12 protein-coding genes are annotated in these 13,031 nt (G+C 63.8%); 1 reads left to right on the top strand and 11 read right to left on the bottom strand.

Features of this window, described 5'->3' with window-relative positions:
• Positions 1-721 precede the first annotated feature (721 nt).
• Entirely contained in the window at positions 722-1,042 is a 321-nt protein-coding gene (locus AC3WTO_RS28550; RefSeq protein ID WP_492464326.1) for a hypothetical protein, read from the top strand.
• A 47-nt stretch (positions 1,043-1,089) separates the two neighbouring features.
• Here the strand turns inward: AC3WTO_RS28550 and AC3WTO_RS28545 are convergent, their stop codons facing one another.
• The 11 genes from AC3WTO_RS28545 to AC3WTO_RS28495 form a co-directional block, all read right to left on the bottom strand.
• A complete protein-coding gene (locus AC3WTO_RS28545; RefSeq protein WP_492464325.1) occupies positions 1,090-1,455 on the bottom strand; it encodes a DUF982 domain-containing protein in 366 nt (121 codons plus the stop codon).
• Positions 1,452-1,709, bottom strand: coding sequence for a hypothetical protein (locus AC3WTO_RS28540; protein WP_492464324.1), 258 nt, complete (start codon positions 1,707-1,709; stop codon positions 1,452-1,454). The genes AC3WTO_RS28545 and AC3WTO_RS28540 overlap by 4 nt, the downstream gene beginning before the upstream one ends.
• A gap of 308 nt (positions 1,710-2,017) precedes the next feature.
• Positions 2,018-4,339, bottom strand: coding sequence for a glucose/quinate/shikimate family membrane-bound PQQ-dependent dehydrogenase (locus AC3WTO_RS28535; protein ID WP_492464323.1), 2,322 nt, complete (start codon positions 4,337-4,339; stop codon positions 2,018-2,020).
• Positions 4,340-4,646: 307 nt separating this feature from the next.
• Positions 4,647-4,874 carry a hypothetical protein gene (locus AC3WTO_RS28530; protein ID WP_492464322.1) on the bottom strand — a complete coding sequence of 76 codons (228 nt, stop codon included), beginning with the start codon at positions 4,872-4,874 and terminating at the stop codon, positions 4,647-4,649.
• A 186-nt stretch (positions 4,875-5,060) separates the two neighbouring features.
• Complete coding sequence (locus AC3WTO_RS28525) at positions 5,061-5,270, bottom strand: cold-shock protein (protein ID WP_492464321.1); 210 nt, start codon at positions 5,268-5,270, stop codon at positions 5,061-5,063.
• A 349-nt stretch (positions 5,271-5,619) separates the two neighbouring features.
• Complete coding sequence (locus AC3WTO_RS28520) at positions 5,620-6,318, bottom strand: GntR family transcriptional regulator (RefSeq protein WP_492464320.1); 699 nt, start codon at positions 6,316-6,318, stop codon at positions 5,620-5,622.
• Entirely contained in the window at positions 6,315-7,244 is a 930-nt protein-coding gene (locus tag AC3WTO_RS28515) for an ABC transporter permease (RefSeq protein WP_492464319.1), read from the bottom strand. The genes AC3WTO_RS28520 and AC3WTO_RS28515 overlap by 4 nt, the downstream gene beginning before the upstream one ends.
• A complete protein-coding gene (locus AC3WTO_RS28510; protein WP_492464318.1) occupies positions 7,241-8,758 on the bottom strand; it encodes a sugar ABC transporter ATP-binding protein in 1,518 nt (505 codons plus the stop codon). The genes AC3WTO_RS28515 and AC3WTO_RS28510 overlap by 4 nt, the downstream gene beginning before the upstream one ends.
• Before the next feature lie 348 nt (positions 8,759-9,106).
• Positions 9,107-10,015, bottom strand: a complete 909-nt coding sequence (locus tag AC3WTO_RS28505; RefSeq protein ID WP_492464317.1) for a sugar ABC transporter substrate-binding protein — start codon at positions 10,013-10,015, stop codon at positions 9,107-9,109.
• Positions 10,016-10,071: 56 nt separating this feature from the next.
• On the bottom strand, positions 10,072-11,523 hold the full coding sequence (locus AC3WTO_RS28500) for a xylulokinase (protein ID WP_492464316.1): 1,452 nt from the start codon (positions 11,521-11,523) through the stop codon (positions 10,072-10,074).
• A gap of 235 nt (positions 11,524-11,758) precedes the next feature.
• Positions 11,759-12,742, bottom strand: a complete 984-nt coding sequence (locus AC3WTO_RS28495; protein WP_492464315.1) for an AraC family transcriptional regulator — start codon at positions 12,740-12,742, stop codon at positions 11,759-11,761.
• Positions 12,743-13,031 lie beyond the last annotated feature (289 nt).

Here is a 13,031-nt window from a genome sequence, read left to right as displayed (position 1 = left end):
TTCTACTCAACTATATAAACGATACGCTTCCCGATTTCCTTCTTGAAAAGACTGACAACAGTACTGTTTTACCGTAAGTTCGGCGCACGACAGCTGATTTCAAGAGTGTCGGCACACGCGCGCTGCGAAGATTGGCCTCGCTTTCAGCGGCGCAAGCGCGTAGGATGCGCCATCGACGGCCATTTCAAGGGCGCTGTCGATTGAGGGCGGCCACCGTGCCCTAGCCCCAACAGGGAGGACATCATGTCTTCCGGCATAACGTGTTCCGGCCATCCTGCAGACGACTTCCCCCGGGAAGCGGCCGTGATTTCTCGTGAAGAGTATTGAAGAAAGAGGCCTGCCAAGACCAGGTCGGCGGCAGCGCACGCACAATCATGCTGCAAACGGCCATGCTACGGGACGGCCATCAAGCCACCGACATCGGTCCGGCCCGGACAGGGACGACCATGCATTCAGAGACACCGATCGGCGTCGAAGAGACTCGAATTCAGGGAAAGGATTTCAGCATCAGAGAATTCACCGGATGCAACGCGAGGACATTTCCATGACCAACTATTCGACGCACGCAAAAACCATCAATCACTACAGCTATCTGCTGGGAATGCTGACATTTGCAGCGTCCGTCGTCATTGTTTCCTATTTCATACTTTATGAACTGGTCTAGCAAGCCGCATGAGACGTCCCGGAGCGAGACCGGAACGCCTCCCGGACGGAGGTTGGTATGACGCAGGAGCGCAACGCCCGAGATGCCCGCATCGTCAAACGCGCCGCAGAGATCTGGTCGGCGGAAGGCGGGCTGATGGACCGCCATGAAGCGCAATGGCTGACGGCCATGCGGCAGATCGATGACGAAGACCGAGGTATCCACGTTTCGACGCCTGAACCGGCCGGAAGCCCGGCCCCGGGGAGCGCGATACGTGGCGATGTCCCGGAAGAACCCGGCCCCGCGGCTGGCGATGATGAACCGCGCAGGTCAGCCCACGCCGTCCCCGGACTTCAGGCAGCGACCAAAGCCGCCAGATGGTTTTTCGCGCGACGCTGACATGGGAGAGGCCGGGGAGCTATGGCCATGGCGATACCGTGCCGATCTTATCCAGGGGGACGCTTGGCGAGCTCCTCATCAGGAAGATCCGGCCGCGTCTGATGCAGTGTTGGCAAGGGATTGAAACTCTCCGGCTCGATCGCTGCGAGTTGCTCGGCGACACGATCCCGCAACGGCCGGCATTCGACGATGCACCCTTGAGCACGCGCCGCAACAACGAAGGCGTCATAGGCGGACCGCGGCGTACACCAGCCCTGCCTGGCTTTATCCGCCAGATGAGCGGCATTGCGGTAGAGTTCGCATTCCTTGTCCGGCCATGCCATCGAAATGGCTTTGACCACGTCATTCAATCTCGCAATGCTGAGCTCATAGCCGCGGGCAGTGCGAAAAGTCAGCGGCGTGAACGCGCTCATGATGGCGCTCCCGTTGCACGCAACAATTCGCCGGCTATCGACCTGCGTCCAAGATAGGCGTCCAGGCTTTCCCGGATTTCGGCTTCGTCTGTCACCCCTTGTGCGAACAGGTCCATCGTCGCCCGCGCGAGGTCGGCGGCAGCAGGGCTGCCGCAATGAAAACCGCGCTCAACGCAGATGGCGTCGAAGATTTCCGAGAGGAATTTCAGATCGTCAGGATATGCGATACCACTGAAATGGTGAGGAACCGCCATGGCCTCCTCCCTTCGTGCTGGGGCGGAAGCGCGCGAGTGCGCTCACAGTCGGCGATGCCCGGGTCAACTACCGCCGATGACGGAAACATGCGCTCGTTTCCGAGAGCCGTCTGTCCACAAGTGGACACAAACGGTCACGTATGAAGACAGAATTCATCCAGTATTATCAATGGTTTAAAATATTCTGTGTCGACTTGCGCGCATTTATTTTGCGCTTTTGCCTCTGCCTCCGCCGCGACCGTCTCTCGAACGAAAAAAGCCCGCCCCGGCGAAGCGGGGCGGGCTTTGACAGGAGATGCCCAACCTGCCTAAGGCAGCGTATAGGCGATGACGTAATCGCCAGGCTTGGTGCCCACCGAACCGTGGCCCCCGGCGACCATCACCACATACTGCTTGCCGCTGGCGGTGGCGAAGGTCATCGGCGTCGCCTGGCCGCCGGCCGGCAATCTCGCCTGCCATAGCTGCCTGCCGGTGGTGACGTCATAGGCGCGCAGATAATCGTCGACGGCAGCGCCCAGGAACGCCACCCCGCCGCGCGTCAGCATCGGCCCGCCGATGCCTGGAACGCCAAGCTTGAACGGCAAGGGCAACGGCGTCATGTCATGGACCGTGCCGTTCTTGTGCTTGTAGGCGATCTTGCCCGACTTCAGGTCGACGCCGGCGACATAACCCCAGGGCGGCGCCTGGCAGGGAATCCCGAGCGGGCCGAGGAACGGGCCCATATAGACGCCATAGGGCGCGCCTTCGTTGCGGTTCAGGCCCTGCTCGCGGCCCTTCTCGCCGCTGCCCTTCGGCGGAATGTCGGCGCGCGGCACGAGGCGCGAGGTGAAGGCGAGATAGGTCGGCATGCCGAACATGATCTGCCGTTCGGGATCGACCGCGACGCTGCCCCAGTTGAAGACCCCGAAATTGCCGGGATAGACGATGGTGCCGTTGAGCGAAGGCGGTGTGTAACGGCCCTCATAGTTCAGGCGGTGGAAGTCGATGCGGCACATCAGCTGGTCGAACAGCGAGACGCCCCACATGTCCTTCTCCTGCAACGGCGGTGGCGAGAAGGTGAGGTCGGAGATCGGCTGCGTCGGCGCCGAGAAATCCTCGGGGATGGCGCCGCCCGGCGCCGGGATCTCGCGCACCGGGATGATCGGCTCGCCGGTACGCCGGTCGAGCACATAGATATCGCCCTGCTTGGTCGGACCGACCAGCGCCGGCACGATGGTGCCATCCGCCTTGGTCAGGTCGAACAGCACGGGCTGCGCCGGCACGTCCATGTCCCAGAGGTCGTGATGCACGGTCTGGCGCACCCAGCGCAGCTTGCCGGTGAAAATCTCCAGCGCCACGATCGAAGACGAGAAGCGTTCGACATTTGCGCTGCGGCCCATGCCGAGCTGGTCCGGCACCTGGTTGCCGAGCGGGATGTAGACCAGCCCCAGCCGCTCATCGACGCTGAACACCGACCAGCTGTTGGGCGAATTGGTGGTGTAGGTGGCGCCTTCCGCGATCGGCTTCGTATCGTCCGGATTGCCGGAATCCCAGTTCCAAAGCAGCGCGCCGGTGCTGATGTCGAAGGCGCGGATGACGCCGGACTGTTCCTGCGTCGAATAGTTGTCGTTGACCGCCCCGCCGATGATCAGCTTGTTGTCGACGGCGACCGGCGGCGAGGTCGAATAATAATAGCCGGCCGGATTGTACTTCATGCCGGCTTCCAGATGCAGGACACCCTTGTCGGCAAAACTCTCGCAGATCTTGCCGGTGGCCGCGTCGAGCGCGATCAGCCTGGCATCGGAGGTCGGCAGGTAGACGCGCGCGGCACAGGGCCGGTCTGCCGCGACACTGGTGTCGGCCCAATAGGTGACACCACGGCAGGTCTGGTGCTGGCGATCGGGATTGAGGCCCGGCCTGGCGTCGAACTTCCACTTCTCCTTGCCGCTCTCGGCATCGAGCGCGATGGCGAGGTTGTGCGGCGTGCACAGATAAAGTGTGTCGCCGACCTTCAGCGGCGTCACCTGATAGGTGGTCTCGCCGATATCGTCGGGCAGCTTGACGTCGCCGGTCTGGTAGCGCCAGGCCTCCTTGAGGCTGGCGACATTGGCAACATTGATCTGGTCGAGCGGTGAATAGCGCTGGCCGAACTGCGTACGGCCATATTGATGCCAGTCGCCCGGAGGCACGAGATTGCCGAGCGAGGCGACGACAGCGCCTTCCTTCGGCAGCTCGCCGGCGATGTCGTGCGGATCGGTGGTCATCGAATAGCCCGCGACCGCGATGGCAGCCAGCACCGGGATGGCCAGCGGCCATGGGCTCGGCACCGAACCGTCGGGCTCGCGCAGATAACGACGCACCCAGGGCGTGAGCAGCCAGAGACCGATCAGGATGATCAGACCGCCGCGCGGGCCGAGCTGCCACCAGTCGAAGCCGACTTCCCAGATCGCCCAGCCGAGCGCCGCTATGACCAGCAGCGCGTAGACCCAAAGGGCGAGCGAGTTGCGCCGCTGCAGCAGCAGCGCCACGACAAGGAAGGCGACACCGATGACAAGATAGACCGGACTGCCGCCGAGGGTGACAAGCCAGATGCCGCCGGCACCGAGCAGGAGGCCGAACAAGGCCAGCAGGAGAGATGTGAACACGATCATGGCGCCGCCCAGACTGTGGAATGACAGCTCGTAGACCCCGCGACCCGAAGCGAGCTTAACCCGTTATTGCAATTGATGAAAGACGGGGTGACGGAGCTGCGGAAGGCAATGGCAATGATGCCTGGCGCGCCGAAGCTCCGTCCGAAACGCTCCAGCCGCAGCGGCGCTCGCTACAGCATGGATAGACTTCGAATGTCCAACGGGCCGAGCCGGAGCATTTCCGGCGAAAAGCGCCTGCAATGCTCTATCTTCTTGTTTTGACGCGTTTCCGGACGCAAAACCGCTGCGCGTTTTTGCCGGAATTGCTCTAACTCTTGGCGGCCTTCTTGGCGCGTGCCTTTGGCGCCTTGGGCTTGTCCGGGACGGCTACCGCTTCCTGGGCGAGCCGGGCTTTCCGCAGCCGCTCGGTCTTGGCCCGGCGCTGCGCGAGTTCGTCGCTGATGATCGCCTTTGCCGCTTTCGATGTGGTGTCGTCCTTGGACTCCGTCCGTGTCGGCTTCGGCTTGAACACATCGTTGGGGATGGACTTGTTCATCTCAATCTCCGCCTGAGCAGTTCCGGGAAAATGTGTAACGGTTCTCTCTCGGAATTGCGTTTCCGCGTTTCCGCGAAACACGGAAGCGCCCTAATGAAAAAAGGCCGGGCGAACCCGACCTTCTCCAAAAGTCATCTCAATGGCCGTGCCAGTACATCCGTGGTCAGCAGCCAGAAACGACCTGTCTCAGATCGCCTGCAGGTTCTCTGCGGCGCTTTTGCCGGTCTTGCGATCGGCAACGACGTCGAAGTTCACCTTCTGACCTTCGGCGAGACCGCGCATACCCGCGCGCTCGACTGCCGAGACGTGGACGAAGACGTCGTTCGAGCCATCATCCGGTGCGATAAACCCGAAGCCCTTGGTGGAATTGAAGAACTTTACTGTTCCGGAAGCCATCAGAATTTCCTTTCAATTGGCATAGAAATTCGCCGCTTGGCGTCATGCCAAACGTCGTACTTTTCGAAATTGAGAGGAAGATCGGTTCGGCGCCGAAACGCGAAAACAAGCTCAACAGGCAAGATCGATTTGATATACTTAGAACGATTTTGCCGCGAAAACAAGGCTCGGGAAAAATATTCGAATTAGACATGGGTCGCGGAGCGCAAGGAGCGCATCGTTTTCCGGGGCTGAACCGCCGGATGAGGAGGCGCAATTGATGCCTTCGCAGCACGCCTCACCAAGGGGATGATGGAACGCAATCATCTGATCTGAGGCATCTGATCTGAAAGCTCGCCGGAAGCGCAGGTCAAAACCGGAAATAGCCGCCGATCAGGATCGAGTTCGAATATTCGACAGGCTTGCCGTCGGTGAGCACGAGGCGGAGCACGCGGACGACGGGATGGCCCGCCTCTATGCCGGCAAAGGCAGCCTCCTCCGCCGTGGCCGACGACTGGATGAATTGCTCGCGACCGATGACGAGCCTGTCGATGCCGTGCAGGCGCTGCAACTCGCGATAGAGCGAGCTGCGCTCCAGGTCGGCTGGCCGTATTCCCAAAAGAAGGTTTTCCGGAATGACCGAGCGCTGCTGCACGACCGGCCGGCCGTCGAGCAGCCTGAGCCGGCAGATCTCGCCGACGGTTTCACCGAGCCTGACGGAAAGCGCGCGTGCGTCCGCCAACCCGGCCCGCGCCTCGCCCAGACGCAGCAGCTTCGTGGTCAGCCGAAAGCCTGCCTCGCGGGCGGCTGTCGGCAGGTCGACGATGGTGTCGTGCGACAGTGCAATGGAGCGGCCGCGATAGAGCGAATTGCGTCCCTGGTTCTTGGTGATCAGCCCTTCGGCCTCGACGATCGCCAGCGCCTTGCGCAGCGTGCGGCGCGTCACCTTGAAATAGCGCGCAAGCTCGGTTTCGGACGGCAGCGGTTCGTTGGCCTGCCACAGGCTGTCGCCGAACTCCGTGGCGAGCATGCGGGCAATGCGCGCATGAACGGGCTCCTGTCCGCTCACCGCGCGCGCGCTCCGACATTGCGCACGAGCACCGACGCGATGATGATGAGACCGGTCAGCACGTCCTGCATGTAATTGGGAATGCCGAGGATGGTCAGCCCGTTGGCGACGACGGCGATGATCGCGGTGCCGAGCAGCGTGCCGGCGGCACTTGGCTGGCCATCGCGGAATGCGGTGATGCCGAGATAGACAGCGGCATAGGCCTGCAGCAGAAAACCGTTGCCGCCGGTGGGGTGGGCACTGCCGAGTTTGGCCGTCAGCAGGAGGCCGGCAGCCGCAGCCATGGCGGAGCACAAGCCAAAGGCCTTGATGGTGGTCGGCACGACGGGGACGCCGGTGAGGCGCGCGGCCTCGCGGTTGCCGCCGAGCGCCAGCATGCGCCGCCCGAGTTCGGTCCAGTCCAGCATCAGCGTCACGAACAGCACCGCGCCCAGCGCCCATAGCGTCGGCACCGGAATGCCGGCGAGATAGCCGCGGCCAAGATCGCGGAAGGCGGGCGGTATGTTGCCGAACAGCGTCGCACCGGCACTGAGCCAGAAGGTGAAGCCGCCGATGATGGTGCCCATCGCCAGGGTCATGATGAAGCTCGGGACCCGCCAGGCCGAAACGACCAGGCCATTGACGCAGCCGACCGCAAAGCCTGCGGCAAGCGTGACGACAATTGCGGGCACGATGCCCCAGCCCTGGCCGAACAGATAGACGCTGGTGATGCCGGCCATCGAGACGATGGCGCCGATCGAAAGATCGAACTCGGACACCGCCATCACGAACACCACGCCAAGCGCGACGATGGCGAGCAGCGCCATCTGCTGGGTGATGTTGATCAGGTTGGAAGGCTGCGCGAAGCCGGTCGGCGACAGCACGGAGAACAGGGCGATGATGGCCAGCAAACCAAGCAGCGTTCCGAAGCGCGAGATCAGGCTCATGGGTGGCTCCCCTGGTCTTCCGTGGCGTTTGATGCCTGCAGCGCGGCCTCGACGATGGTTCGGCGGGTAAGGTCACGGTTCGGGCTGTCGAGCGTGATGGCGCCGCTGGCCATCACCAGCACCCGTCCGGCCAGCGTGACCAGTTCCTCGATGTCGGACGTGGCGAAGACGACCGCCGCGCCCTGAGCGGCGAGGCTCTGGCAGAGCGCGTGGATTTCGGCTTTCGAGCGCACGTCGACGCCCCGCGTCGGCTCGTCCAGCAGATAGAGGCGGCAGCTTGGGCGCACCCAGCGCCCGATCAGCGCCTTCTGCTGGTTGCCGCCCGACAGCGTCGACATGCGGTCGTTGATGCTGCCGTATTTGACGCCGCGCTGTGCGAGAAGCTGGCCGACGTCGCGGCGAGCCGAACGCCAGGAGAGCAATGGCAAGGACCGCACCAGCCGGTTGAGCCGCAGGCGCGGTAGCAGTGTGTTGTCGAGAATGGAATGGTCCATCACCAGGCCCGCCGAACGGCGATCTTCCGGCGCGAAGGCGACACCGGCGCGGATGCGCGAAGCGATACCGCTCGCCGGCAGCACGCTTCCGGCGAGCGAAATGGCGCCCCGGCTCAGCGCGTTGGCGCCCCAGATGGATTTGAGCAGGCTCGAGCGGCCGCTGCCGACAATGCCGTAGATACCGACGATTTCGCCGGCGGCAACGTCAAGGTCGATCGGCTGCCGCCCCGGGGCCACGACAAATCGCGACAGCGCCAGCACCGTCGGGCCGGTGCCCGTCGCCGGCGTGGCCGCCCGCGCCTGAAACGCACCGCCCGCCATCAACGCGACCAGCTGGTCGCGATCGACATCGGCGATGCGGCCCGAACCGACCGTCGCGCCGTTGACCAGCACCGTGTAGTCGTCGGCGATCGCCATCACCTCCTCAAGCCGGTGCGATACGAAGATCACCGCGCAGCCATGCGCGGCAAGCTGGCGAACGATGCGGTGAAGCACTGCCGCTTCCTTTTCGCTCAATGCGGCGGTGGGTTCGTCGAGCACCAGGATGCGCGCCTCGTCCATCAGCGCCCGCATGATCTCGACGATCTGCTGCCTGCCGATCGACATGCGCCCAACCGGCTGGTCGATGTCGATGTCGAGACCGTAGCGCTCGCATGTCGCGGCGAACCGGGTGCGCATGCCACGCCAGTCGATCAACCCGCCGCGCCTGGGGTAGCGGCGGCCAACCCAGGCATTCTCATAAGCGGTGAAATGCGGCACCAGATTCAGTTCCTGATGCACGAAGCGCAGGCCGGCCTTTTCCGATTGCGCCGGTGTCGACGGGGCGAATTCGCGGTTGTCCAGCAGCATGCGGCCGCCATCTGGCTGGTGCACACCGGAAAGACATTTGAGCAGGGTGGACTTGCCGGCGCCGTTTTCGCCAAGCAGCGCATGCACGCGCCCGGCGGCGACGCCGAGCGCGACGCCGTCGAGAGCACGGACGCCGCCAAAGCGTTTTTCCAGCCCGGCAACCTCCAGCATTGTCGTTCCTCCCGTCACCCTGCGTTTCCTGTAAGGGCAATCGCATATGGCGTGCTGCAACAACCTGGACCGCTTCCGCTTGTCATCGGCGCTCCGGCATGGATCCCCGACACTCTCCGGGAGCTTCGCTCCCTGCGAGGTCGAGGATGACGAGGGTAAGGAACGTCTCGGCCAATCTCCAACGTTGGTGATGACGCCAACGTTCGCAGTTTGCGCCGACCAAGGGAGCCCGTCATCCTCGACCTCGAAGCGACCGGAGGGAGTGGAGAGTGTCGGGGATCCATGCCGGAACAGCAACGACAGCAAGGCGGTCCAAGCCTTCCATACGCCATGGTCTCCCCGTCTACATCAGTTGCAGGTGACGCCGAGGCTTGCGCGATCCACCACCTTGGCTTCGACGAAGATCTCCGGCTTTTCCGGTTTCTTGCCCTCGAGTGCCGCGGCCGTCTCGGACACCGCTGTCCTGGCGATGGCGGGAAAATCCTGCCGCACCGTCGCCACCAGGTTGGTGCATTGCCTGATCAGGTCGAGCGCCTGCGGATTGCCGTCGATGCCGGCAATCGGCACCTTGGAATCGGCCGCGTCGCTCTGGATCGCCAGCAGCGCGCCGATCGCCGGTTCGTCCCAGGCGGCCCAGACGCCGTTGATCTGGCTGCCGTGCTGACGCAGGAACGTTTCCATCGCCTGGCGGGCATTGTCGATCGGGCCGGGCACCTGGACGTAATGTTCGGCGATCACCTTGATGCCGGGATGCGCGGCAAGCGCCTTGTCGAGCGCCAGTTCGCGCTGCCGGACGCCCGGATGGGCGGAGTGGAAGAACTTGACGATGTTGCCCTTGTCGCCCATCGCCTTGAACAGATAGTCCGACAGGATGGTGCCGAGCGCGAAATTGTCGGTCGTAATGTTGACTGTCACGCCCTTGGCCACGGCGCCGTCGAGCACGATGACCGGAATGCCCTTGGCCGATGCCGCTTCGACCTGATCGACGATCTGCTTGGGATCGACGCTGACCAGCACGATGGCCTTGACGCCGGCATTGGTGACGTCTTCCACCCGGCTCGCCAGTTGCTGGAAGTCGCCGCGCGTGTCGACGACGTTGATGCTCCAGCCTTTCGAGGCGGCTTCGCTCTTATAGGTCTCGACCATCTCATTGGTGGTGACAGAGCTCAGATAAGGCGTCAGCACCGCGATGTCTTCCGCGAGTGCCGCCGTGCTGCTCAGAGCCAATGCCACCAGTGCCGCGAATGTTCTTTTCATGTCCTTCCTCCCCTGATTGCGCTTGCCGCGCCTTGATCCGTCATTCCACTAATCTGTCATTCCAGCCGGCCCGCCAGCGTCCGCGCCATCGACGAGGCGGAAAGATAGGCGTCGTAGCGCCTGCCATGACGCGGAACGCGCTGCGGACGTGGTTTCACGACGGTGTGCCGCGAGGCGACATCCGCCTTGATCCCGACGCTGTTCGCCACCATCCGCATGATGCCGGCAGCCGTGGTCGCTTCGCTGTCGGCCGGGATGCGGACATCGCGGCCGAGCACGTCGGCAAGGACCTGCTGTTGCAGCGGATGGCGGATGCCGCCGCCGATGGCGGTGAGCAGCGAGCCTGGCAGCCCCGCCGCTTCAAGATTGTGCCGAACCGCAAAGGCAATGCCTTCCATGACGGCAAGCGCCAGCGCGCCGGCGTCGCTGGTCTGCTCGAGGCCGAGAAATGCGCCGCGCACGTCGCGGTCCTGGAACGGCGCACGCTCGCCACCGAGGTAAGGCAGGAACAGCGGCCTGCCGGGCGCCGCATCGTGCTTTGCGGCACGCTCGCAGAGCTGCTCGATGCTCTGGCCGGTGGTGGCCGACAGCCAGTCCATGGCGGCGCCCGCAGTCAGGAAGGGCGAGATGATGATGGCGCAGTCAGCCCGTAGCGGATCGGCCAGCGTGTAGATGTCGCGCGGCAGGGCGCCATCGTCGTTGCGGACGGTTGCGGCCACCCAGCCGGTGGTGCCTAGATAACAATAGGCGGCACCCGGCTCGTCGGCCATGGCGCCCCAGGTGGCGGCTGCGGCATCGCCTGCCCCGTTGAACACCGGAATGCCGGCAGGCAGGCCCGTCTCGGCGGCGGCGGCGGCACTGATCCGGCCAGCGATGCTGTTGGCGGCTTCGATCGCCGGCAAGGATGCCTCGTCGACACCGGCGATGCCAAGCAGCGCGCGATCCCATCGCCGGCTCGAAAAATCCATTAGCCCCGTCGTCGAGGCGACGGTGGCGTCGATCACCAGCCTGCCGGTCAGCCGAAATATCAACATATCCTTGGCCCCGAACGTCCAGAGCGCGCCGTTGCCACCGGCAGGAAGGCCGTAGCGTTGCCGTGCCATCAAGCGGAGGATCGTGTGCGCACCGTCCGGCCTGTTGCCGACCCTGCGGCCATAATCGGCCGGCAGTTTCGCCGCCAGGCCCGACACGTCATCCGTGCTCAGGCGCTGGTCGGAATAGAGCACCGACGGCGCTGCCGGGCGACCATCCGCATGGAGCGCGATGAGGTTCTGCATCGAGCCGGAGAACGCCATCGCGGTCACGGTGCGGGTGTCCGGCAGCGCCCGGATCACATCGACCAAGGCACGCCACCAGCCTTCCGGGTCCTGTTCATGTTCGCCATTCGCGCCATGGTGGGTGGCGATCGGCTCGACCACCGAGGCAACCACGGAGCCATCCAGCCCAAAAAGGACGGCCTTCAGCCCCGACGTGCCAACGTCGGCGACGAGTATGGTGCTGTCCTTCACTCTGCCCCTCCCGACATCGCTTCAGGAGCAGGCTTCGCACCGGCCTTTGTCAAATTGTTTGCGCGGGAAACGAAAACGGACTTCCGAAAATGGACGGGCATTTCCGAAAATGTCCTGTCTCGTTGGAGGTCCTGGACGTTGGCACATCCAGGGCGCCTCAATCGCCGGCGCGGCGCCCAAGAACACAATCAATTGGCGCGCGCTCCAACGGTCATTCAAAAAATGACCTTTGATATCAGCTGTTCCCGGTATCCTTGAGGCGCGACGGGTTCACGCCGCTGTGGGCGCGAAAGGACGCGGCAAACCGGCCCGCATTGGCATAACCCACCTTGCTGGCGGCCTCGGCGACCGACATGCCGCTATCGTTCAGCAGGAGGCGGGCCTGCTTCATGCGCTGCCCGGTCAGATATTCATGCGGCGACAGGCCAGTGAAGCGTCGCATGCCGGCAGTCAGCGTGCGTGGCGTGACGTGCAGCAGGGCGGCCAGCTCGGCGATGGCCAGTTGCAGATTGGCCGGATTGTCCAGAAGCTTGCGGAAGCCGCTGACATAATGCGGCACGGCGCCGGCAAGCGCATTCTCGGTCCGCGGGGCAGTCAGCGCCGGTGCATGTTCGAATACGGTCTGAAGCACGGCATTGATAAGCGGCATGGATGATGGTGACGCCTCGGCGCCATCCAGCCGTTCCGTCACGATCAATCCGATCAGGCTCATGATGCGCCGGCCGGCAACCGAGCTGAGATCGATCTCGGCGCGGAAAACCGGCGTACGGCGCTCGGTATCGCCGGTATGACGCTGCCAGGCGCGCTCGACGAAGGTCCGCTTGAGGCGCAGCATCACCTGCGACGTGTCGGCGCGCCAGGTCGAGCGGATATAGGCGCCCGGAGACAGCAGTAGCCCCGTTCCGGCCTGGGAGCCCAGCCGCTTGTCGCCATAGGCAAGGTCGACGCCGCCGCTGACCGGGAATTCCAGCATGTAGAACGTGTCGAAGGACCCGGCGTCCACCGTGAGTTCCGGCCCATAGCGCAGGAAATTGACGGAAGCCTCTTCGCAATCGATGGCGTGGTGGCGGAAGTCGAGCGCCGACGCCTCATTGGCCAGATGCAGCCGGTGCGGCCGGTAGCTGGTCGACAGGGCCGCGACGGCACCATCCGCCGAGCCGGACTGGATGCCCGGAGCACGTGCAAGGCGGCTGGAGATGTCGATCAGGTCTGGCGTCATCCCCCACGAGAATAGGTGCGGCGCCTCGGATTGTCCATCTGCGCAAGGGGCACAAGCAGCTTGCCTGTCTTTCGGCCATCTTCCCGCAAGCCATTGTAATTCAAGTTTGTTTTTTGACGCCCTGCCATTCGGCACGGCTTGACTTGTTCCCTCCCCGGCCGGCGACAATCGAGGAACCACAAACGGACCTTCCGATGACCGCACAGTTTCAACCCAATTCCTTCCGCACTGGTCCCGACGAGCAGGGCATGTTCGGCATTTTTGGCGGCCGCTTCGTCGCCGAGACGCT

The organism is Mesorhizobium sp. EU05-FHT14A09, from assembly GCF_058790995.1.
This window is presented reverse-complemented; position numbering and strand designations above follow the sequence as displayed.

Bases quoted from the DNA above. Each gene is read 5' to 3' on its own strand.
- AC3WTO_RS28530 (WP_492464322.1), bottom strand. From the start codon at position 4,874: ATGAACAAGTCCATCCCCAACGATGTGTTCAAGCCGAAGCCGACACGG.
- AC3WTO_RS28525 (WP_492464321.1), bottom strand. From the start codon at position 5,270: ATGGCTTCCGGAACAGTAAAGTTCTTCAATTCCACCAAGGGCTTCGGG.
- AC3WTO_RS28495 (WP_492464315.1), bottom strand. From the start codon at position 12,742: ATGACGCCAGACCTGATCGACATCTCCAGCCGCCTTGCACGTGCTCCG.
- AC3WTO_RS28545 (WP_492464325.1), bottom strand. From the start codon at position 1,455: ATGAGCGCGTTCACGCCGCTGACTTTTCGCACTGCCCGCGGCTATGAG.
- AC3WTO_RS28515 (WP_492464319.1), bottom strand. From the start codon at position 7,244: ATGAGCCTGATCTCGCGCTTCGGAACGCTGCTTGGTTTGCTGGCCATC.
- AC3WTO_RS28535 (WP_492464323.1), bottom strand. From the start codon at position 4,339: ATGATCGTGTTCACATCTCTCCTGCTGGCCTTGTTCGGCCTCCTGCTC.
- AC3WTO_RS28510 (WP_492464318.1), bottom strand. From the start codon at position 8,758: ATGCTGGAGGTTGCCGGGCTGGAAAAACGCTTTGGCGGCGTCCGTGCT.
- AC3WTO_RS28505 (WP_492464317.1), bottom strand. From the start codon at position 10,015: ATGAAAAGAACATTCGCGGCACTGGTGGCATTGGCTCTGAGCAGCACG.
- AC3WTO_RS28550 (WP_492464326.1), top strand. From the start codon at position 722: ATGACGCAGGAGCGCAACGCCCGAGATGCCCGCATCGTCAAACGCGCC.
- AC3WTO_RS28540 (WP_492464324.1), bottom strand. From the start codon at position 1,709: ATGGCGGTTCCTCACCATTTCAGTGGTATCGCATATCCTGACGATCTG.